The sequence below is a fragment of the Grimontia kaedaensis genome, from assembly GCF_023746615.1.
Classification (GTDB): Bacteria; Pseudomonadota; Gammaproteobacteria; order Enterobacterales; family Vibrionaceae; genus Enterovibrio; species Enterovibrio kaedaensis.
Genome location: NZ_CP082275.1, coordinates 2,354,121 through 2,376,352, shown reverse-complemented (window position 1 = coordinate 2,376,352; position 22,232 = coordinate 2,354,121). Strand labels below are relative to the sequence as shown.

19 protein-coding genes, 1 tRNA gene and 1 riboswitch are annotated in these 22,232 nt (G+C 49.2%); of the genes, 10 read left to right on the top strand and 10 right to left on the bottom strand.

Annotated elements, in window-relative coordinates:
* Positions 1-75: 75 nt before the first annotated feature.
* A complete protein-coding gene (locus K6Q96_RS10760) occupies positions 76-1,467 on the bottom strand; it encodes an aldehyde dehydrogenase family protein (RefSeq protein ID WP_251875664.1) in 1,392 nt (463 codons plus the stop codon).
* An 18-nt stretch (positions 1,468-1,485) separates the two neighbouring features.
* Positions 1,486-3,123: an acetolactate synthase large subunit gene (locus K6Q96_RS10755; RefSeq protein WP_251875663.1), complete on the bottom strand. Its 1,638-nt coding sequence runs from the start codon at positions 3,121-3,123 to the stop codon at positions 1,486-1,488.
* A 353-nt stretch (positions 3,124-3,476) separates the two neighbouring features.
* Here K6Q96_RS10755 and K6Q96_RS10750 point away from each other — a divergent pair.
* Positions 3,477-3,567, top strand: a tRNA-Ser gene (locus K6Q96_RS10750).
* A 192-nt stretch (positions 3,568-3,759) separates the two neighbouring features.
* Here the strand turns inward: K6Q96_RS10750 and K6Q96_RS10745 are convergent.
* Positions 3,760-4,677 (bottom strand): LysR family transcriptional regulator, encoded by a 918-nt coding sequence (locus K6Q96_RS10745; RefSeq protein WP_251875662.1) that lies wholly within the window; start codon positions 4,675-4,677, stop codon positions 3,760-3,762.
* Between the two features lie 119 nt (positions 4,678-4,796).
* Here K6Q96_RS10745 and K6Q96_RS10740 point away from each other — a divergent pair, with 119 nt between their 5' ends.
* From K6Q96_RS10740 to K6Q96_RS10715, 6 genes are all read left to right on the top strand, one after another.
* Entirely contained in the window at positions 4,797-5,738 is a 942-nt protein-coding gene (locus K6Q96_RS10740; RefSeq protein ID WP_251875661.1) for an NADP-dependent oxidoreductase, read from the top strand.
* A 75-nt stretch (positions 5,739-5,813) separates the two neighbouring features.
* Positions 5,814-6,680 carry a glyoxalase III HchA gene (hchA, locus tag K6Q96_RS10735; RefSeq protein WP_251875660.1) on the top strand — a complete coding sequence of 289 codons (867 nt, stop codon included), beginning with the start codon at positions 5,814-5,816 and terminating at the stop codon, positions 6,678-6,680.
* Positions 6,681-6,902: 222 nt separating this feature from the next.
* Positions 6,903-7,934 (top strand): hypothetical protein, encoded by a 1,032-nt coding sequence (locus tag K6Q96_RS10730; RefSeq protein ID WP_251875659.1) that lies wholly within the window; start codon positions 6,903-6,905, stop codon positions 7,932-7,934.
* 227 nt (positions 7,935-8,161) lie between these two features.
* Positions 8,162-9,529: an alanine racemase gene (locus K6Q96_RS10725; protein ID WP_251875658.1), complete on the top strand. Its 1,368-nt coding sequence runs from the start codon at positions 8,162-8,164 to the stop codon at positions 9,527-9,529.
* The gene (locus K6Q96_RS10720) at positions 9,526-10,590 is read left to right on the top strand and encodes a PLP-dependent cysteine synthase family protein (RefSeq protein WP_251875657.1); all 1,065 of its coding nucleotides are present in this window, start codon (positions 9,526-9,528) and stop codon (positions 10,588-10,590) included. Before K6Q96_RS10725 ends, K6Q96_RS10720 begins: the two co-directional genes overlap by 4 nt.
* Positions 10,583-11,485 (top strand): DMT family transporter, encoded by a 903-nt coding sequence (locus tag K6Q96_RS10715; protein WP_251875656.1) that lies wholly within the window; start codon positions 10,583-10,585, stop codon positions 11,483-11,485. The genes K6Q96_RS10720 and K6Q96_RS10715 overlap by 8 nt, the downstream gene beginning before the upstream one ends.
* 61 nt (positions 11,486-11,546) lie before the next feature.
* On the opposite strand, the gene K6Q96_RS10710 is transcribed toward K6Q96_RS10715, so the two are convergent.
* Positions 11,547-12,458 carry a LysR substrate-binding domain-containing protein gene (locus K6Q96_RS10710; protein ID WP_256481719.1) on the bottom strand — a complete coding sequence of 304 codons (912 nt, stop codon included), beginning with the start codon at positions 12,456-12,458 and terminating at the stop codon, positions 11,547-11,549.
* A gap of 492 nt (positions 12,459-12,950) precedes the next feature.
* Between K6Q96_RS10710 and K6Q96_RS10705 the strand changes: the two genes are divergently transcribed.
* Together K6Q96_RS10705 and K6Q96_RS10700 are read left to right on the top strand one after the other, a co-directional pair.
* Positions 12,951-13,295 carry a hypothetical protein gene (locus tag K6Q96_RS10705; RefSeq protein WP_251875652.1) on the top strand — a complete coding sequence of 115 codons (345 nt, stop codon included), beginning with the start codon at positions 12,951-12,953 and terminating at the stop codon, positions 13,293-13,295.
* Positions 13,296-13,304: 9 nt separating this feature from the next.
* Complete coding sequence (locus K6Q96_RS10700) at positions 13,305-13,466, top strand: hypothetical protein (protein ID WP_251875650.1); 162 nt, start codon at positions 13,305-13,307, stop codon at positions 13,464-13,466.
* A gap of 6 nt (positions 13,467-13,472) precedes the next feature.
* On the opposite strand, the gene K6Q96_RS10695 is transcribed toward K6Q96_RS10700, so the two are convergent.
* The 6 genes from K6Q96_RS10695 to K6Q96_RS10670 all read right to left on the bottom strand — a co-directional run bounded on the left by K6Q96_RS10695 (position 13,473) and on the right by K6Q96_RS10670 (position 21,030).
* A complete protein-coding gene (locus tag K6Q96_RS10695) occupies positions 13,473-13,637 on the bottom strand; it encodes a hypothetical protein (protein WP_251875648.1) in 165 nt (54 codons plus the stop codon).
* Between the two features lie 73 nt (positions 13,638-13,710).
* A complete protein-coding gene (gene copI / locus K6Q96_RS10690) occupies positions 13,711-14,238 on the bottom strand; it encodes a copper-resistant cuproprotein CopI (protein WP_251875646.1) in 528 nt (175 codons plus the stop codon).
* Between the two features lie 55 nt (positions 14,239-14,293).
* Positions 14,294-17,422: an efflux RND transporter permease subunit gene (locus K6Q96_RS10685; protein WP_251875644.1), complete on the bottom strand. Its 3,129-nt coding sequence runs from the start codon at positions 17,420-17,422 to the stop codon at positions 14,294-14,296.
* The gene (locus K6Q96_RS10680; RefSeq protein WP_251875642.1) at positions 17,419-19,164 is read right to left on the bottom strand and encodes an efflux RND transporter periplasmic adaptor subunit; all 1,746 of its coding nucleotides are present in this window, start codon (positions 19,162-19,164) and stop codon (positions 17,419-17,421) included. The genes K6Q96_RS10685 and K6Q96_RS10680 overlap by 4 nt, the downstream gene beginning before the upstream one ends.
* A gap of 13 nt (positions 19,165-19,177) precedes the next feature.
* Positions 19,178-20,554, bottom strand: coding sequence for a TolC family protein (locus K6Q96_RS10675; protein ID WP_251875640.1), 1,377 nt, complete (start codon positions 20,552-20,554; stop codon positions 19,178-19,180).
* Positions 20,555-20,640: 86 nt separating this feature from the next.
* Positions 20,641-21,030: a hypothetical protein gene (locus K6Q96_RS10670; protein WP_251875638.1), complete on the bottom strand. Its 390-nt coding sequence runs from the start codon at positions 21,028-21,030 to the stop codon at positions 20,641-20,643.
* A 182-nt stretch (positions 21,031-21,212) separates the two neighbouring features.
* A riboswitch (TPP riboswitch) is annotated at positions 21,213-21,310 on the top strand.
* Between the two features lie 66 nt (positions 21,311-21,376).
* Between K6Q96_RS10670 and thiD the strand changes: the two genes are divergently transcribed.
* Positions 21,377-22,222, top strand: coding sequence for a bifunctional hydroxymethylpyrimidine kinase/phosphomethylpyrimidine kinase (gene thiD / locus K6Q96_RS10665; protein ID WP_251875636.1), 846 nt, complete (start codon positions 21,377-21,379; stop codon positions 22,220-22,222).
* The last annotated feature ends 10 nt before the right edge of the window (positions 22,223-22,232 follow it).

Sequence of the window (22,232 nt, the reverse complement as noted above, 5' to 3'; positions counted from 1 at the left end):
AGAAGGACTCACCCAATATTGAAGCCTTTACTCTTCATAAAGGGTGAGTCAGAGGGATTGCGTAGTGGTGCTGAATTACAAGTGCTTACTTTTGAATACCAGCATTTTGTCGCGCGTCATTTCATGCATGGAATACTGAATACCGCCAAGGCCCACGCCAGAAGCATCACGGCCACCGAAAGGCATCCAGTCAACGCGAAACGCCGTATGGTCATTCACCATGACTGCTGTCGCGTTGAGCTGCTGAGTGACATTCAATGCATCCTCCAAATCATTGGTAAAAACCGCCGCCTGGAAAGCGTATGGCAGACCGTTGGCACGATCGATTGCCGTTTGTTTGTCCGCATAAGAATAAACACACACCACAGGGCCGAAGATTTCCATCTGGGAGACACGAACATCATGCGGTGGATTCAGCAGTACTGTAGGGGCGTAGCAGCTCTCAGAGATTTTTTCGCCCCCACAAAGTAACTCAGCGCCGCCTTTCACGGCTTCCTGAACCCACTCATCAACGCGATCCACTTCGCGTGGAAGAATTAACGGACCGACCTCTGTGTCCGGATCCAGTGGATCGCCGACCTTCATTTTTTCAGCAGCCTGAGCCAGTCTGACTGCAAGTTCACGACAGAACCCCTGCTGTGCGTAAACGCGTTGAACCGATACACAAACTTGGCCAGCGTGGTAAAAGCCGCCTTTAGCAAGCATAGGCACAACTTCATCGATATTGGCGCTATCATCAACAATGACAGGAGCGGCGCCACCGTGTTCCAGTGCGCAGCGCGTGCCAGGTGCAAGTTGCGATCGCAGCATCCAGCCAACTTTGGCTGAGCCAATAAATGAAAGGAAGTTAACCCTTGAATCAGAAACCAGCTTGCTCGACGCATCGTTATCGCAGACCAGTGCCTGACACCAACCTTTGGGTAAGCCGGCTTCATGCATGATCTCAACCAGCCTTAGACAAGAAAGAGGCGTGGTGAGCGCAGGCTTTACAATCACAGGGCAACCGACAGCAAGCGCTGGAATCACCTGATGAACAATAAGGTTGAGTGGGTGATTGAAAGCACTCACTGAAGCCACAACACCAATTGGCTCACGAATTGTAAAAGCCATACGATTCACGGAAGCAGCAGTTTGTCCCATCGGGATCTGCTCGCCTTTGATCTGGGGAATGTGTTCAATGGCCAGCTTTACACCGTTGATAGCACGAAGCACTTCTACTTTAGAGTCGATGTAAGGCTTACCACCTTCTTCAGCTGCCATGCGGGTGAGCGATTCCACCTGCGATGACATGATTTCTATAACCTTCTCCAGAATCTCAATCCGTTGATGCGGTGGCATCCATGCGCTTCTGTCGAGAAACAGCGCGTGAGCAGTCGCCAGCGCTGTTTCTACATCGTCCGCTGTCTGCATTGGCAGCGACCGAATCAAACCGCCATCATAGGGGCGATAGACGTTCAGTTCAGACATGATGTTTACACTCTCCCTTTATCCGATTGAACGGCTTTCCTTGATAAGAACATTCAAAATGGAATGGTTCAGTGAGTAATCCACTGGTAAATCGATAAGGTGCACGCCAGGGCTATTTAGAGCGTGCTTCAGAATCGACTGGAACTCGTCGTGGCTATCAGGACGGTGGCCAATCGCGCCAAAGCTGTTGGCGTATTTCACGAAATCAGGGTTACCGAAATCCAGACCAAAATTGTCGAATTCCATACCTTCCTGCTTCCACTTGATCATGCCGTAGGCACTGTCGTTCAGGATGATGACCACCAGATCCAGCCCCATACGTACTGCAGTTTCGATCTCCTGCGAGTTCATCATAAAGCCGCCGTCGCCGTTAACCGACACAACTTTTTTGTTGGGATAAAGCTGCTTCGCCACCATGGCTGAAGGCAAACCTGCCCCCATGGTTGCCAGTGCATTATCCAGCAGCAGAGTATTATTCGTATGGCATTGGTAGTTACGTGCAAACCAGATTTTGTATACGCCGTTATCAAGGGTGACGATGTCCTCATCATCCAGTTGGTCACGTAGGATTTTCACCAAACGTTGGGGCAGGATAGGGAAACGTCGATCTTCAAAGTATTTGGTGGTGCGCTCATCAACGTGGGCTTTGACGCGGCCGAAGTAGCTCATGTCCTGCGACAGCTCTCCGACTTTTTCTGTCAGGCGACCTACTGAAGAACAGATGTCACCCACCACGTTAAGTTGCGGGAAGTACACCTCATCGGTACGCGCCGCAAAGAAGTTGATGTGAATAACTTTGGTGCCACCTTTTTCCATGAAGAACGGTGGCTTCTCGATCACATCGTGACCCACGTTGATAATCAGGTCTGCTTTTTCAATCGCACAGTGCAAGAAGTCGTGGCTTGAGAGAGCGGCAGTACCGATAAAGCGCTCATGACGTTCATCCACCACACCTTTACCCATCTGAGTATTGAAGAAGTAGATACCCGTTTTATCGATGAATTCTTTAAGTGCTTGGCTGGAACGTTTACGGTTGGCACCTGCACCAATCAGTAACAACGGCATTTTGGCCTTTTTGATCATTTCCGCCGCTTGGTCGAGGCATTTTTCGTTCGCATCAGGTCTGCGGTGCTCAACAACATCGAACACTGTCGCACCTGAGTCTTCGTCCGCGATGTCCTCTGGCAGTTCCAGATAACCTGCTCCCGGGCGCTCTTCCTTGCATACGCGGAATGATTCGCGCACCATCGCAGGGACGTTATTACCATCGACCACCTGCTCGGAGTATTTGGTAATTGGCTTCATGAGATTGACCACATCAACAATCTGGAAGCGGCCTTGTTTACTCTTACGAATTGGCTTTTGGCCACCCAGCATGATCATCGGCATCGCACCGAGTTGCGCATAGGCAGCAGCAGTCACAAAGTTTGTTGCACCAGGACCAAGGGTTGAGAGACAAACGCCAGGCTTACCGGTTAAACGGCCGTAGGTTGCCGCCATGAACCCGGCTGCCTGCTCATGTCGCGTTAGGATCAGTTCAATTTTGGAGTCTTTTAGCGAGTTCAGAAAATCGAGGTTTTCTTCACCCGGAATGCCGTAGATATATTCGACACCTTCATTTTCCAGCGCACGTACAAACAAATCTGAAGTTTTCATTGTCGTCTCTCTTCTCGTTGGCTAATGACCTTGTGCTTCACGAGATGACTTTCAGACCTTTCTGCGACGTTCAATGTTAAGCAGGAAGTGCCTTCATCTCTTCGGTTATCAAAGTGATATACCTATCAATAACTCAAGGCTTTTTTCATCAGTGTAGTCACAACCTTGAGAAACTGGCTAAATCCGAGGGTTAATTGCGCCTTTCAGCGTTGAACTTGCGCCTGTTGGCTTTGAATTCGGTGCAATCTGGCTCTGATGCAGTCTATGCGTTTAAAAAAGAGACACTTAAACACGAATGTGTAGAAAAGGGGTTTACAGCATTCCACGACCCCGTTAATATTCGCCGCACTTACGGAGAGATGGCTGAGTGGTTGAAAGCACCGGTCTTGAAAACCGGCATACGTTAATAGCGTATCTAGGGTTCAAATCCCTATCTCTCCGCCACATTAGATTAAGCCCGCTCACCGAGCGGGCTTTTTCGTATTTGGAATAAACCTGTGGGGATAGGGATGCAGAACCCTAGACCCTAGGTTCAGCCGAGCGAAGCGACCGCATAAATCCCTATCTCTCCGCCAAATTAGATTAAGCCCGCTCAGTGAGCGGGCTTTTTCGTATTTGGGTAGTCAGAGTTTCCGTTTAATCACTACTCATCTTCGAAGGCATTTTCTCAACCAGAAACTCTACCAAGGCTCTGGTTTTTGCGGGAATAAACTCTCTTTCCGGATAAACCACGTAAGTGGGCAATCCGCCAACCACTTGATAGTTATCAAGCAAGGAAATTAGTCTTCCTTCTTCTATGGTGTTGCCAAGTAATCCTCTGTTAATCAGTAACACTCCTGCACCATCCAAAGCTGCAGTAATCAACACGCCGGGGTCATTAATTGAAAAAGGTCCCGATACGGTGATTTCTTCTTCGCCATGTTCTCCAACGAACGTCCAGGTGTTCATGCTGACTTTCGAATTTCGATAGTAAAGGCAACGGTGATTGAGTAAATCACTCGGTGCTTTTAGTGGTGGTGCTGCTTCTAAGTATTTTGGGGAAGCACAAAGCACCCAGGACACGTCGCCGAGCTTGCGTGCGATGAGTGAAGAATCTGGCAAGTAACCGACACGAATAGAAACATCGACATTCTCTGCGATCATGTCGATAAACCTGTCTTCAAGTTGAAGATTGACAGTAACTTTGGGATGGAGATTGATAAATTCTGTCAGTAGTGGGGCGATATGGATTCGCCCCTGAGCAATAGGGGCAGAGATATTGATATGCCCTGAGACCACTGAGCGAGAGTCTTCACTAATATGCTCGATTCGCTGAAGTGCTGACTCAACGCTATGTGCTTCCTGCAATACTTTACGGCCAACATCGGTTAGCACGATTTTTCTTGTCGTCCGGTTGAACAGCCTTGAACCAATCTTCTTCTCTAATGCCGCTAGCTGTTTACTGACTGATGAGCGACTGATACCTAAAAGATCGGCAGCAGCAGACAGACTGCCTTGCCGATTTATGTGAGCAAAAAGAATCAATGCTTGAAAATTTTCGTCTTTAAATGCCATTTCAATATCAATTGTTGATTAAATGGAAACAATATAGTGACGGTTAACTGTCTAATCAAGGCGGTTCAATCCGTGTACGCTTTGCTCATATTCAAACCAAAGGTTCAAAGAGGAAAGTGATGACTGGTTCAATGAAGGCAGTTCAAATTAGTGAATTTGGTGGCAGGGAAGTGCTGTCACTGAATGATATTGATATCCCGGCGCCAGCGGCAAACGAAGTGCTGATTAAAGTGCGTGCAGCTTCTGTAAATCCAGTAGATTGGAAGATCCGAGAGGGTTACTTACAGCCATTATTGAATCACCCTTTGCCGCTAACACTGGGGTGGGATGTAGCCGGTGAAGTGGTTGCCGTTGGCGAAGATGTAAGTAGCTTGGCGATGGGTGATGAAGTTTATAGCCGACCTGACATTGCTAAAAACGGAAGCTATGCGGAATACATGACGGCAGCTGCAGACGAAGTGGCTTTGAAGCCAAAGTCATTCAGTTGGCAACAGGCTGCTGGTGTGCCTTTGGCGGCATTAACCGCATGGCAAGCGCTCTTTGAGTATGTCGATCTGAAAGAAGGCGAAAAAGTGCTGATCCATGGTGGATCGGGAGCGGTTGGTCAGTTCGCTATCCAATTTGCGAAGCAAAAAGGTGCGAATGTTTATACGACAACGTCATCGCGTAACATTGAGCTTGTAAAAGACCTTGGCGCTGACAACGTTATCAATTATCGCAATGAGGACTTTTCTGAACTGACAGATATGGATGTTGTTTTCGACACCATTGGCGGTGAAACTCAAAACCAGAGCTACAAAACGCTGAAAAAAGGTGGTCGCTTGGTGTCTATCGCGACATCTCCTGAAGAAGAAATGGCCGCTAAATATGGTGTAAATGCGCAATTCTGCTTCGTTCAGCCAAACCGCCCACAATTAGAACAGCTTGCTGAGCTGGCCGATGCAGGGAAATTGAAAGTAAGTATCGACAGTGAGTTCACGCTAGGGCAGGTCGCTGAAGCGCATGAGCGCAGCGAAACAGGTCGCGCACAAGGCAAAATCATCATCAATGTTTCTGTCTGATAACGACTGAAGAAGTGACTATAAAGGGATTTCAGGTGATATCCCTTTTCAGAAATACTCATTAGGGAAAGGGATATGCTGAAGAAATTATTTGGAATTGCGCCTAAACAGGAAGCTGATGGTTCCTATTCGCCATCAAAATTGGCTCTGAAGTTAGCAACGGTTGATAAAACTGACTTCGAGAATGTCACATATCAAAAGTACAACGGTAGCCCCAAAAAAATACTGGTGATCTTCACTGAGCAAAAAAACATGACCATGCAAAATGGGAAAATGTTTTCGACAGGTAATCATCCTGTGGAAGCGATTTTACCCATGCTTCATCTTAAAAATGCTGGCTTTGACTTTGAGATAGTCACACCAACAGGGAAGCCTGTGGTTTTAGAAATGTGGGCGTTCCCAGAGAAAGATGAATACGTGAAAGCTTTCTATGAGGAATATAAGCAGCAATTCGAAGCACCGGGTTCATTGCAGCACTTTTTAGAAGCATCATTGCAAAACAGTGATGAATACGCCGCAGTGTTTATCCCTGGTGGGCACGGAGCCATGTTGGGCATTCCAGACGATCACAATGTCGATAAATTACTGCGATGGGCGGATAGCAATGATTTGTTCACGATTACCCTATGTCATGGCCCAGCGGCCTTGTTGGCGACCACGCTTGATGAACAGCCATTTCTCTATGAAGGCTATAAGCTGGCAGTTTTCCCTGATTCCGTTGATGAGATGACCCCCAAGGTGGGGTATTTGCCAGGAAAAATGCCAAGTAGCGTGAGCGGAAAGCTAGAAGGCCTGGGTATGACGCTGATGAACACTAAATCGGATAACACTGTTTGTCGCGATCGTTTGTTGCTGACTGGCGCGAGTCCACTTGCTGCCAACGAGTTGGGTAAGCTGGCAGCAAAAACACTGCTAGATACGTATAACGACGTTGATATCTAAGCGTTTTTCATCGATACAGAAGCCTGCCTAGGTGGCGGGCTTTTGTATTATGCTCTCAATATGCAACAAAAGTGCTTGGAAATCATGGAGGTGCATTTCCTGCAATTGCGGTTGCAAACAATTCCAAATATCCCTCAGTCTTAGCTTGTACGCTGTCATCAATTCGAGCTGACCCAAGAAGTCAGCGTTGTATATACCTCGCTTTTGATTTAGAGGGGAGTGATGACACAACCAACTTATGCCCATTGCCTTCGCCCGTTGTCGTTTCAGGACAACGGAACATTTACCGCAGACCTCTGCTATCAGGAACGGATAGATACAGTGGTTCTTTCTTGGAGTGATATGTTTTGCCTCGCAGGTATGCAGGATGGTTCCGCCCGCGCCGCATCAAAATTTTTACCAGCTTTGTTCCCACTAAATCGGTGGGGAGACGCAGAAAGCACCCGAATGCTTGTCCGTGAGTTGCAGTCGACGGCGTGCCGTATGCTGAGACTTCATGCTCCACCATCTGAAGCTGTTCGGAGAGAATTGGAAAAACTCAATTTCAGCGCAGTTCAGCTGTGTAGATTGAGTGGCTATTCCCAAGGTAATTTCAGCCGCACTGTTGAAAACAAAAAAGAAGCGGACATGGCGCTTAGCCTCGTTCTCGCCACGCTGCATCGGCTTCGTGCTCTGACCATCATGTCAGGACAGCAGGGGCGGGCAGCTGCGACCGATAGCAGAGACCAAATGTTGGCTTCATTTAGGGTCAAACTTCGAAATGTAGAAGATATGAGCCGTCCACTGGCTGGAACCCAACGTGCTGATCTGCCCTCTGTTGTGTTCGATTTGATGGGATACGGTGTAGTTCGTCTGACCGTCATAGACATGGTTCAACTGATGATTGGTGAACGTCTTCCGCCACCACTCGCTTGTTTGGAAGAGCGACTGGGCCAGGATGAACAAATCAATGCGGAACTGGTGAGGGTCAGTTATGAAGTGCTTCTCAAAAAATGGATGAGTAAATCTGTCTGGCAACATGTTTTGGCTGAGTTTGAACTCAGTACTGGAGATATCTTTCAGCTAGGTGCACCTTTCACCGAAGCAGTGTTGTCAGATACTTCTTCAGCGTTTGATTGTCCGCAACCGCCTTGGCTGATTTGGATAATCCCTTTCCTGACCAACTCTGGCATAGGAAGAACTGTTGCTAAGCATGCGGATTATGCGCCACAGGCTCCGGCGAGTGAAATAACGCCGCCTCCAGTATTTAGTTAGATGCAGATAAACAGAAGAGTGCTTTCGCAACAAAGGGATGCAAAAAATGCAGACTAATGTGCACTTATTTCCATAGCGTGTGGTGTCCTGAAAATTAATCATAGATACCGACAATCTGATGCTCTCAGGAGCGAGTGCCTCAGATTGTTCGGGTATTTGAACACAGCCAAGATGCTTGAATTTTTCACGCGGCTGTCCTGATTTGTAGCATGGACGCTGGAGACGCAATGAATAATATCAGTATGGATACGAGGGCGGCGGTAGAAGCGAATAACGACTTCGACATCCGTTTCCCTGCAAAAGAGGATCTGTCGCTTCCTTATCGCCAACTCTTTCCCCTTATCACCAAAGCGGCAAACGCCCCATTTCACGCCATGTTACCCCATCGAATTAAGCAAAATATTGTGGGTGTGAAGCATGTGCTTTCCCGATATTTGGGAGAGCGGTTTCAAGTGTTGTATGCCATGAAAACCAATCGTTCTGCTGCGCTGGTCAAGGCGGCCGCCGAAGAAGGGATTGGTATCGATGTGTCATCGCTTGAAGAGTTCCAATTGGCATTAACGCAAGGTGTGCGCGGGCAAGACTGCAGCTTATCGGGCCCTTTTAAATCATTAGAGTTTCTGACACTGGCGCTGAGACAAGAGGCAAGAATTGTTGTCGACAGCGATGAAGAGTTGCTTCAAATCCAGAGCCTTGCAGTATCGATTGGAAAAACCGCACGTGTGTTACTTCGCTGGAATGCAGAGCAGCCTTACACCCGTTTTGGGATGAACACCGACAAATTGAAAGCAGCCTCTTTGGTTGCTGATAGCTTGTCGAATATTGAACTGGAAGGCGCAGGCTTTCACCTTTCCGGTTACTGCCCTCTAGAGCGTGGTAAAGCACTCTCTGACTTATTGGATATTGCTGATGCGTTGCGGTATGGCGCAGCTATTCGCTGGAAAGCAATAAACATTGGCGGTGGCTATCCACTTCGCTATGTCGAGGAAGCCACTTGGCGACGCTTCCAAAATGCCATCGACAAGCAGGACTTTGTCGCGGGTCGAATGCCAAAAAGCTTTTATCCCTATTGGCACCCAGATACGTTGGAGACTGCTGTAGAAAAAGTGCTGCTCGAAAGCGGCAATGCTGAGCGTTTGAAAGCGAACAACATTGAACTCAATGTTGAACCAGGACGTGCATTAACGGATGGTGCAGGGTTTACCGCTTTTGAGGTACTTGGAACTAAAACCACTAATGCTGGAGACCACTGTGTCGTAGTAAAAGGCCTCAGCTTCAGTTTCTCTGAAACCTGGTTCAATTCGGAATTTATCGTCGATCCTGTCCATCTTCCTGTCTCTCAAGAGGCAATTAAACCCACTAATGCCGTCCGCGCCTATATCGCAGGGCAGAGCTGCCTTGAAGAAGATGTACTGACTTATCGCAAGGTGCCTTTCTCCCAAATGCCCAAAGCCGGCGATTTGCTGGTTTTCAACAATACAGCCGGTTACCTGATGGACCTGCTGGAAACCCGTTTTCATGGTTTACCTATCCCTAACAAAGTTGTTCTGGATAACAAGGAAGATTCTTTTTCAATCGAGGAGGTACGAGGATGAAACTCTGCACAGCTATGCACCAGATGATTGGTGAGACACCGATGCTTGCCTTGAGGTTTGCCCACAGTGATTGGACACTTTGGCTGAAAGTGGAAAAGAATAATCCCGGACAAAGCATGAAAGATCGCATGGCGCGCGAAATGCTCTTCGATGCGCTTCGCTCCGGCCGATTGAAGCGTGGCGGAACAGTGGTGGAATCTTCTTCTGGAAACACAGCCACTGCCCTTGCATATATGTGTGCCGAGATTGGCATCAACTTCATTGCGGTTGTTGACCATCACGCGGCACCTGACAAGCTCGCAGCAGTCAAAGCCTATGGCGGGAAAATACACCTGTTGGAAGGCGACTTTGCCGATGATGAAGTGGCAACGGTTGCCCGCATTGAAACTGCACGAAACCTCGCAGCTTCGATTGATGGTGGTCTTTTTATGGATCAGTGCAATAACGCCGCGAACCCTGCAGGTTACACCAACACGTTGGCGGTAGAGCTTCAGGAGCAACTTGGCGACAACCTTGATAGCCTGGTTTGTTGTGTTGGTACAGGCGGTAGTATTGTAGGTGTAGGCGAGGCCCTTCGCGCGCGTTATCCCGCGCTGGAAATTGTCGGTGTGGAACCGGTTGGTTCGGTGATTTTCGGTTTCCCAAGTGGGCCTTACTGGCAATCTGGGACGGGTATGCCAGAAGGTGATGTGATGGGGCCATTTTACGACCCCGACCTTCTTGACGAAGGTGTTCGCGTTAGCGATGCGGAAGCTTTCACAACCTGTCGATATCTTGCCCGTGAGCACGGATTGCTGGTGGGTGGGTCAGCGGGTGGCGCGATTTACGAAGCCATTAAACGCTGTGCGAAGCGTGAAGGCAGCGGCAACATGGTTTGCCTGATTTGCGATGGTGGAGAAAAGTACCTGAACACGGTTTACAACGATGAATGGCTGCATGGTAAAGGACTTTACCATGGCTCTGTTTATGAGCACTTGAACGATGTTGTTGCTAAACCACAGCGTGTCGAAACGCCATGGTTTGATACTGAGCAAGAGGACAAGGAGGCGTCTTTTGCATAGAGAAACGCATTGGAGTGGGCTGGCGATGATTTTCCTGGCTGTCGTTTCCGCGACAGCCATGGATGCATTCATCAAGCTCGCTGGTGGCGATATCGGGACATGGCAGTTGCTGTTTATGCGCTGGATAATCGGCGCTTTAGTCATCCTGCCTGTGGTGGCCTACTACTGGAAAAAGCGCGAGAAGATTAAAGATCGCCGTATCTACTACTGGCGCTTTGCGCTTAACCTAGTGGGTTGCTACGCCTTGTTTTACTCCTTGGCCAACCTACCGTTTGCCACCGTGATTACCATTTTGTTTGCAGAGCCCATTTTCATTATCCCGCTGGCTGTTGTTCTACTCGGTGAAAAGATTTCGCTGAAGAACGTTATCGCAAGTTTAGTGGGTTTTGGCGCGGTGTTTTATATCAATAGACCTGAAGATGCAGGCAGCGGGTTTAGTGTGATTGCGCCAATCGTGGCAGCACTGACGCTGGCGATTGAGCACGTGTTGAATAAGCGTTTGGGCTCAGAGGAAAACCCTCAGTTTATGCTGTTCTGGTTGGCAGTACCGTTGGCCGCCGTATCCCTCCCAATGACGGTGTTTGTGGAAGGCTGGGTAGAAATCTCGGCTATGCAATGGGGTGTTGTACTCCTCGCAGCCGTATTGGGTAATGCCTATAACTATTTCATTATTATGGGTTTTCGTCGTGCGCATGTGGCAACAGGCAGTGTGTTGTTGTACCTGTCAGTACCTATGGCATTCATCATCGGCGTGATGTTCTTCAATGAAGTCCCAACATTGACTGATGTAGTCTGTGGTGCATTGATCTTAGGAGCAAGCATGTTAGCAAACATGCGAAGACCGGGTGAAAAGCAGCGAGATGAATTAGGTAACGAAGTGCCAGCAAACTCTTAATACGCTCTGTTAGATGAGCCACTACACACGATAAAAAACTCGCCCTGGGGCGAGTTTCTTTTTATGCGACATCAGCCTGTGATAGAGCAGGGAGATTGAACAGGCAATTTTCTGTCAGCCACTTTTCCAAAAAGCGATAAGCGTCTTCGTCCGGCATAACGCGCGAGCCAGCAAGCTTATAGCCAAAGCCTGTCGGCACAACTTCCGGCGTCACCATGACCAACTCTCCAGTGGCGAGTTCGTTTTGAATAAAGAGAGGATCGACGACTGCAATTCCACCAATCTCTTTTACGATCGAGATGGCACTGCTAATGGAATCCGTCATCATTCGTTGCGAACACCAACTTTGGCGAACATCCATATCCAACTTGTCCAGGAAAATCTCCCAATCAGCTTCTGTTGAAGAAGGGTGAATGATACGTCCGTGCTTGAGTAATTCCGGCCATGAGGCGTCGATGAGCGTTTCAAGATATTCAGGCTTAGCGACGGCGACAAGCTGCTCATCGTAGAACTTTTGGTCTTTGCTGTTAACGGTATAAACCACTGCCATATCAAAGTCTTCATCTGCAAAGTCGATGGTATGGCTGTAGGCAACATGAAAGTGAAATTGGCCGAACTCGGAGGCTAGTGAAAAGTTATCGTGGGTGTTAGGAAGCAGCCAGCGCAGCCCGAAAGAAATAGGGAGTTTTACATTCAGCGAATCGTCTTTTTTAAGCGTTGAGCAGGCAGAGTTGATGATCTCGAAGCCATCATTCAACTGCTTTGCCAATTGCTTTCCGGCTTCACTAAGTTTTACGTTCCCCTTACTGCCAAGCACCAGTCGCTGATCAAAGTAATTCTCGACAGTCTTAATGTGCTTGTAGACGCCTGTTGCATCAATACACATTTCCTCTCCCGCAAGGAAATAGGATTGAGTTCTGGCAACGGCGAGGAACACCTCAAGGCTCTTATAAGAGGGAGTACATCGTGACATCGGTTAATTATTGAGTCCTGGTTCAATAGTGAAAGGATTATATGACCTCTGTTGTCTCGGTGTTGCAACGAATGTCCGAAATTTTGGGTTTGATATGAGAGGTGAATCTAATTATGACCACACACCTGTTACAGAGAGTAGTGAGTCATCGCTCTGTTAACCGCTGTATATAGTGCTTCTGTCGGATTTCTTTACACTTTATCTGGTTTGATGGTCATTTCGGCTTGAAGTGATGATGTATGTTTATTTGGTCATTCTATTGTGAGATGAATCGATGGAAGGTATCAACAGCCTTGGTAAGTGGAACAGTAATTCCTTTTTCGGCAGGCTAACTCATCTGCCAAAATAAATGGAAAATGTCCCCCACACCTTCGAAAAAAGAGAGACCGCTACTTGTCGTACTTTGCGATGACACCTGCCTTTTGATCTTTGCACTAAGCTTTTATCTCGCTTAAATTCAAACTCTTAAATTGATTGAACTTTGGTTCATTGATGGTGATTTGGGTGCAAATTAGGGCGATTTCAAAAGTGGCTGTTTTGTGCATGGTGGCCTTAGCTGCGGAGGCCGTTCCGCTTAATGCTTATCCCAAAATCGATATCGACTCCCGTCAAATTTATTCGTTAGAACGCTTCCCTGACTACGATTACGTCGCTTGTCTGAAAATATCACCATCTGGTCAACCAGTTATAAACGTACTCGAAACTGATCAGGTTTTCAGGAAAGCTTTGAAGCAAGTCGCAGGCGCGGCTGCGGCTCGTCAATATCGCTATCTCAATGAGTTACCGGCCAAGCGCGCCTGCTTTTCTAACACAGCAATTGCATCTTCTTTACCTTAAAAAGAGCAGGTGTCTTTTGGTGCAGATGAGAGATACGAATACAGCCACCAATACCTGAAACAGCCAAAATCTGCTTATCGCTATAATTTAGCCACAATTGGGATTTATCAGGAACGTTTTGACCGTGGAACCAAACGCCACTGGCTGGTGGTTGGCATTCAGTTCCTGTAACGTGAATCAGATTGGGAAGTGGCGCCGTTGAGGGGCATTGGAGAGTTGATAATTCTTCTTTCCCTCGACATCAAACAAATCCAACGAGCTTCCGACCAGCAGCAGGCCCATCAAGGTGCGCAGAGCGCCACTGAAGCCTATTTCTTTAATGCCAACCCAGATAACTGTCATTCGAAACACCTTGAATGGCTCACTATCATTTTAAATGAAAGCGCCTCATCATTGCGGCGCTTTGTCTGATGCGTTAAAGCTTCACACTCTTCACCATACCTGCTTCCGCATGGCCTGGGATGTTGCAGGCAAACTCCACATTCTTGTCGCCGTGAAAATGCCACAGTATTTGCTTCGCTTTCCCCGGTTTAACGGCCACAGTGCTGCTTGAATCATGATCGCTCGTCATGGTTTTTATCATCTCACGGCGTTTCAGTTGTTCTTCCATCGAACCGATAGAAAACTCGTGGGCAATTTTGCCTGCGTTTATCACGACAAACTGCACCACGTCGTTTGGTTCGATAGTCACGTCTTTTTTGAAGTTGATGCGCATGTCATCAGTCAGGATAACGTGGATGACTTTGTCTGGTTTTGCGCCTGTAGCCGGCATACCCACAGCTGACATACCTTCCATATTCATCATGTTTGAATGGTCCATTTTAGAGTGGTCCATTTCTCCATGATTCATCGTGCTGTGGTCCTTAGAGACGTGGTCCATCGTGTCAGCAAATACACCAGTGGTAAGCAGAGCCAGAGAAAGTGCAATCAGTGTCTTTTTCATCGTATTTTTCCTTTTAAAATTGGTAATCACTGAGCTTTTCAGCCCAGTGAATTTGTTATGCGTTTTGGGTGACTTCTTTGTTTTTCCAAAGCTTGAAGATGGCTGGGAGAACCAGCAGGGTGAGCAGTAGCGCAGAGGCCATGCCACCAATCATTGGAGCGGAGATACGCTGCATGACCTCGGAGCCTGTGCCCTCGCCATACATGATGGGGATAAGGCCGATAATGACTGTCAGCACCGTCATCATGACCGGACGCACACGCAGGCCAGCACCTTCGCGAATCGCGTCGGTCAGATCTTTCACTGTCAGTGGTTGGTTTTCTTCCCACGTATGGAGTTTGCGGTAGTACCAAGCCTGATTGAGGTACACCAGCATGATGACCCCAATCTCCACAGCAACACCGGCAAGGGCGATAAAACCAACACCAACAGCGACGGAGAAGTTGAAGCCGAGGTAGTGCATCAGCCACAGGCCGCCAACCAGAGATAGCGGCAGGGTAGCCATGATAATCAGCACTTCACCCACACGGCGGAAACTCATGTAAAGCAGCAGCATGATGATGGCGATCGTCACAGGAACCACAACGCTCAGGCGTTCTTTGGCGCGTTCCATGTATTCGTATTGCCCTGACCAAGCGAGTGAGTATCCCGCTGGCAGTACCAACAGTTCTGCGACTGTTTGCTGTGCTTCTGCCACATAAGAGCCCAGATCACGGCCATCGATATCGACAAACACCCAGCCGTTAGGACGCGCGTTTTCCGTTTTGATCATCGGAGGGCCATCTTCATAGCGAATATCTGCGACATCTGCCAGTGCAATACGCGCGCCGTTTGGTGTTACCAAAGGCAGCTCCTGAAGCTTCACCACTGAGTCGCGGTAATCTTGCGGATAGCGCACATTGATCGGGTAGCGCTCCAAGCCTTCGATGGTTTCGCCGACATTCATGCCACCCACCGCCGTAGTGATGACCTGCTGGACATCTTTGATGCTGAGGCCGTAACGGGCGGCGGCACGACGTTTGATGTCGATGGTGACGTAACGGCCACCTGCCACACGTTCTGCGTAAACGGAGGCTGTGCCTTCAACGTCGTTCAGGATTGGCTCAAGTTGGGAACCAATGGTTTCAATCACCGCCAAATCTGGGCCGGCGATCTTGATACCAATCGGTGTCTTGATTCCTGTTGCCAGCATATCGATGCGGGTTTTGATTGGCATTACCCAGGCATTTGTTAATCCGGGAAATTTCACCAGATCATCGAACTCTTTACGCAGTGAATCTGTCGTGACACCGTCACGCCATTCTTCGCGAGGTTTCAATTGGATCACGGTTTCAATCATGGTCAGTGGGGCAGGGTCAGTTGCGGTCTCGGCACGGCCAATCTTGCCCCAGACAGATTCCACTTCCGGTACGGTTTTGATGAGCTTGTTAGTCTGTTGCAGCAGTTCGCGCGCTTTACCGATGGAAATGCCAGGGTAAGTGGTTGGCATGTACATCAGGTCGCCTTCATCCAGCGGTGGGATGAATTCGCTGCCGAGCTTACTGGTGGGGTAGTAAGCTGATGCCATCAGTGCAATCGCCACCACAATCATGGTTTTCGGGAATTTCAGGCTGAGGTTCAACAGTGGGCGATACAGCGCCACCAAACCGCGGTTTACCGGGTTCTTGTTCTCAGGCAGTACCTTTCCGCGAATGAAATAACCCATCAGCACAGGCACGAGCGTGATCGCCAAACCCGCAGCAGCAGCCATTGCGTAGGTTTTGGTAAATGCCAGCGGCGAGAACATCTTGCCTTCCTGACCTTCCAGTGCGAACACAGGAACAAAGCTCAGCGTAATGATCAGCAGCGAGAAGAACAGCGGTGCACCGACTTCCTCTGCGGCTTTGCTGATCACCTGCCAGCGGTTTTTGTCCGTCAGCGGCGTTCGTTCAATATGCTTATGGACGTTCTCTATCATCACGATAGCGCCGTCCACCATGGCACCGATGGCAATGGCGATACCACCTAACGACATGATGTTGGCGTTAATGCCTTGCCAGTGCATCACGATAAACGCAGACAGAATACCGATAGGCAAACTGATGGCGATAACCAGCGACGAGCGGATATGGAACAGGAACAGGGCACAGACCACCGCAACCACGATGAACTCTTCCGCGAGCTTCTTCCAGAGGTTCTCAACGGCCGCATCAATCAGCGTCGAGCGGTCATAGGTCGGGACGATTTCCACGCCTTCCGGCAAGCTGCGTTTGAGGTCTTCCAGTTTGGTTTTAACGTTGGCTATCACCTCGCTGGCGTTCTCGCCAAAGCGCATGACAATCACGCCGCCAACTGCTTCACCTTCACCGTTAAACTCGGAAATACCGCGGCGCATTTGCGGGCCGATGTTGATATCCGCGATGTCACCCAGTAACAGAGGTGTGCCTTTGTCGGTTACCTTGATAGGCAGTGATTGAATATCTTCCACGCTGGAAAGGTAACCAGTAGTGCGTACCATGTGCTCAGCTTCGGCGATTTCGATCACCGACGCGCCCGCTTCTTGGTTGCCGTTCTGGATTGCCATATTGACCTGTTGCAAAGTCAGGTCGTAAGCACGCAGTTTGGCAGGGTCAATTTGCACCTGATATTGCTTCACCATGCCGCCGACAGTGGCCACTTCTGACACACCTTCGACCGTTTGAAGCTCGTACTTCAGGAACCAGTCTTGTAAGCTGCGAAGTTCAGCCAGATCGTGTTGCCCGGTTTTGTCCTGCAACACGTAGCTGTAAATCCAGCCCACACCGGTAGCATCTGGCCCCAGGCTGGGTTTGGCATTTGGAGGCAGTTTGGGTGCAACCTGACTTAGGTATTCCAACACACGGGAGCGTGCCCAATACATGTCGGTATCATCATTGAAAATGATGTAAACGTACGAGTCGCCAAAGAAGGAATAGCCTCGTACGGTTTCTGCGCCCGGCACTGCCAACATCGCGGTAGTGAGCGGGTAGGTGACCTGATCTTCAACCACCTGTGGCGCTTGGCCGGGATAGGTGGTTTTGATGATCACCTGAACATCAGACAAATCAGGAATGGCATCAACAGGCGTATTTTTTACGCTGTAGAGACCACCCAACGTCAGGAATAAGGTCGCAACCAACACCAGAAAACGGTTGGCAATCGACCAGCGAATAATCGCGCCAATCATTGATTACCTCCATTCAGCTCCAGCGTTTTCAGTGTGTAGTCAGAACCGTTTTTCTGAACCTGAAAACGTACTGTCTGACCTTCTGCAAAGCTGCCAAGGTCAACATCTCCATCCACCGAGAAGTTCATTTCTCCTGCTTCCCAGTTCCACTCATCTACCGGCTGGTGGTTGAGTGTGATCATGCCGAAATCTGCCATTAACATGGAGATATCGCCGACGACCCAAACTTCATTTGGTGTTGTGCTTTCACTGACTTTGTAATCAACGATTTCGTATTGACCGGAATCGCCTTTCTGCATCTCGAAGTCGATGGCTTGACCAGCAGAGAAGTCGCCCATTTCGATGCCTTCTGCAAAGGTGAAATCCATCACCATGCCCGGCCAGTTCCATTCAGGAACAGGTTCATGGTTGATGGTCAGCACACGGTGACCCATCATGACATCGGTGATTTCGCCTTTTGCCCACTGGGTTTCAGGTGGTGGCTCTACACCCTGATCTTGAGAAGAAGTGATGCGAGCCAAATCTGCAGATTGGCTAGACTCAGAATCCAGCATGAAGTGTGCAGAAGTGACAATGCGATCTTGCTCTGTCAGCCCTTGCAGCACCTCGATCTTATCGCCTGCTTCGCGACCAACCTCGATGCGGGCAGAGCGATATTTGCCTTCGCCTTCGGCTAATACAACGCGGGTCATGCCGCCAGAGCGGATCACTGACGACTTAGGAATCGTCAGCACCGCCTTATCGGTCACGGGTTGCAACGCGATATTGGCGAACATGTTGGGCTTGAGATCGCCATCCTGATTCGAGAATTTCAGGCGAACGCGAAGGGTACGTGTTTTCGGATCCAGAATCGGATAAACGTAGTCGACCTTGCCTTGCCATTCCTGACCGGGAATCGCGTCGAGCGTCATGGTGGCTTTGCTGCCAGCTTTCACCCAATGCGCCTGACGTTCGAAGACTTCGGCATCAACCCAGACTTCTTCCAATGGGCCAGCACTGATCACCGCTTGGGCAGGGGAAAGGTAACCCCCTTCGCGGATGTTCAGGCTTGCGATAACGCCATCTGCCAGTGCTTTTACTTCAATGGTCTGGGAGGCTTTGCCGCGTTTTTTAATTTGCTGGATCTGTTCACGGTCGACGCCAAGTGAAACCAGACGCTCAGTCGCACCTTTGACCAGCCCATTTCGGCCAGTGCGGTAGGCGTTGAGCAGTTCTTCCTGTGCTTTTACCAGTTCAGGAGAATAAAGCGTGAAAAGCACATCGCCTTTGCTGACTTTCTCACCGACTGCGTTGATGTAAAGTTTCTCAACCCAGCCCGCGACACGGACGTTGGTTTGCCATAGCAGGCTCTCATCGAAAGCGATGTAACCGACGGTTTCGATGCGTGGAGATAGTTGGGATAACTCAACGGCTGCCGTTTTCACGCCAAGGTTATTTTCAACCGCAGGGTCGATTTTCACTGTGCCGGGTTTGTCGTTACCCCCAGCCAGGTCTTCGGCATAAACCGGGATCAAATCCATCCCCATCGGTGATTTACCCGGCTTATCGCGCTGATAGTTAGGGTCCATCGGCGCGACCCAGTACAGAGGCTCGTCTGAGCCAGCAGATGAAGTGCTTTCCGCCATGGCCGACATATCATGGCTATGTTCGCCGGAGAAGTGCCCTGCCAAAAACTGATTCGCGCTAAACCCAATCACGCCACCGACCAGTAACGCCAATGTGGCTACTTGCATTGTTTTCATTGTTCTTTCCCCGTTACTGATGAGCGTTTCTTGTTGTTGGTTGTGCGATATCCGGCGTTTCGACGCGATAGTCAAAGCCACCCAGCAAAGCAGCGAGGTTGCTGTTGACCAAGTTCAGGTCAGTGATAAGGCGCTGTTTTTCCAGTGCGAGTGTCAGCTCATCGCTGGCAGCGGTAATCACATCGCTGAACTGTGCGGTGTTGTTCTGATATCCACGCTCAACGGCTTGAGTACGTGCCTTTGCTTGTTCAATCAGGGTGTTTCGGTAGCGCTCCAAACGCTGTTCCAGGTTTTCCCTGTCAACGAGCAAGGCATTTACCTTGGCGTTCATCTGTGCGAGGAGAAGATCTTTCTGGGATTTAGCCACACCTACCTGATACTGGGCAGCGGCATGGTTTTTATCCTGACGGTTATCCGTAAACAGCGGTAAATCCATGGTCAGGTAAGCGCTGACCAAATCGGAAGCTGGTTGACCGTTCATACCGTTTGCCTGTCGGTAGGCGTACATGACTTCTACACCAAATTGCGGTGCATAAGCTTGCTCGGCAATTTCTACCTGCGTTTCGCTGGCTGAAATAGCAGCATCAGTCATTTTGACCATAGGGTGATCGACCAATAGCGCGTAATGCTCTGTGCCGTCTGAGCGTTCAATGCGTTGATTCAGGTGTTGCCAATCGAGTTGGTTTAACGTGAGAAGTTGACCATTTTGTGCCAGCCATTCTGTACCCAGCCACTCGGAAAGCTGTGAGTTAATGCGGCGCTGCATCTGAGCATTGGCCTGAAGCTTTTCATCCAGCTTACTGACTTGCAGTTGGGCATTCAGTAGGTCCTGCGCTTCATTCTTACCAATCGAGTAATTGGTTTGAATGAAGTTGGCCAGTTCGCGCATCAGGCGTTGGTTTTCTTTCAGGATATCTTCGGCTTGTTGCTGATACCCCAGTTCCAGCCAAAGTTGGGTAACACCATTGGCAATATCGCGCTCGCGGGCGTCGACCTGAAGTGACATACCGTCAGCCTGCTGATTAGCTTTTTTCTGCTGTAGCGAGAGGGTTTCACCACGTTCGAATTGTTGCATCAGACCCAAAGAGATATTGGTCATTGGGTCTTGGTCGAACTGAAAACTGTCGACAGGTAACCCGCCGAACCCGAATTTTAGTTTCGGATCCATCAGTGTTGCGCTGGCAATGCCGGTTTCACGCATGGCTTGAGATTGCGCATAAAACTGTTTGCGACTGGCATCATAGCGCAGCGCTTGTTCAATCAACTGTGTCAGAGAGTCTTGCTTGGCCGTTATCTCAGCTGCTGTTGCCATATTGTGGGCAAAAACAGGTGCAGAGACAGAGACTAGAGCACATACCGACAAAGCCAGTAAGCTTGGTTTGAATTTCATAACTAAATCCATTTCTGGCGTCGAAAAGCGACGCGAAAACACACTCAGCGCCTTATTTCGGGCGCAATAAGGTCAAGATGATGGATTTAGGATATTGGAGGTCTGTAGAGAGACTGTGGTTGATAGACCGTCTGGGCTGACAGGTCGGTATTCATCAGTGCCAGTTTGGCCTGATTGACGGGGGATGTTTGTTGGTCAGTGAAAAGTGCAAAGGCAGAGAAGCAGGTTGCTGGGCAACAGTTGTGGTCCATGCCTGCTGCTGAGCCGCAGTCAGGGGCAGAGGATTCGGTCATCATGGTGTGACCGGCATGCGGGTTAGCTATTTGCTCTTTCATTTCGCAGGCGACAACAGGCTGATGATGTTGCGTCATCATTTCCATTGCATTCATTGGGGAGCCAGATGCAATAGCCGACACCAGCATGGCAAGCAGGCTGATGATGGATATCCAGTATTTTCTGAGAGAAGAAATACGCATCTGACTTCAATAGCGAAACCACATTCGATTTAGAATAAACCTTCCCCCTACGGTAAGGTCAATGATTTTCCCTATCACTCGCTACAGACTGCTGGTTTTTCCCACCAGTGCGTGGTTCTCCACAGAACAAAACGTTGAATCTTACTTAGTGATTGCGCTAAACACCGAACTTGTTACTATCAGAGACATAGTCGGGGAGCCATTTGGCTGAGAACGCATCGCGTGACCCGTTGAACCTGAGGCAGTTAGTACTGACGTAGGGAACTATGATTTCGAACGATATGCATTCCTTCAGATTTCTCCTATCGCTCGTTCTCTGTTCCCTGAGTCTTTAAAGGGAACCCATATGAACACATCTTCCAATCCCATATCATCAAAATGCACTCCTATTGTGTTGACCATTGCTGGTTCTGATAGCGGTGGCGGCGCAGGTATTCAAGCGGATATTAAAGCCATGTCAGCGACAGGCAGTTATGCGTGCTCGGTGATCACAGCAATTACCGCGCAGAACACCCATGGCGTGTCTGCCATTTTTCCTATTCCTATCGAGCATGTAGCCCACCAGTTGGATGCGGTGTTTTCCGATCTTAATGTGGTCGCGGTGAAAGTCGGTATGTTGGCAGATGCCAATATCATCAAAGTTGTCGCAGACAAAATCCGCCATTATCGCCCTCAGTATCTGGTGGTTGACCCTGTGATGGTCGCAACCAGTGGCGATTTGCTGCTGGAGCAAGAGGCCATCAGCACGCTGAAAAGTGAACTGCTGCCGTTGGCCAATATCATTACGCCCAACTTACCGGAAGGGGCAGCATTAACGGATGCGAATGTGCCCCAAACAGAGCAAGAAATGAGTGAGATGATTGCAGACTTGCGCGCTTTGGGTGCTGGGTCGGTGCTTTTGAAAGGTGGGCATTTGGAGTCCGACGAAAACAGCAATGACCTGTTGATTTTCGAAGACCACGTAGAAACTTTCTCTGCCAAACGCACGCAGACCAAAAATACGCACGGCACAGGTTGCACGCTGTCTTCGGCTATTGCGTCTTATCTGGCGCAAGGCAATGAGTTAAGTCAGGCTGTAGCGCTTGCCAAGCGCTATATCTCTGAGGCCATTTCTCATGCAGACGAACTCGAAGTTGGGCAGGGCCACGGCCCGGTAAATCACTTTTACCAAGGACACGGCGCGGTGCGCTGAAAAGGAGCAG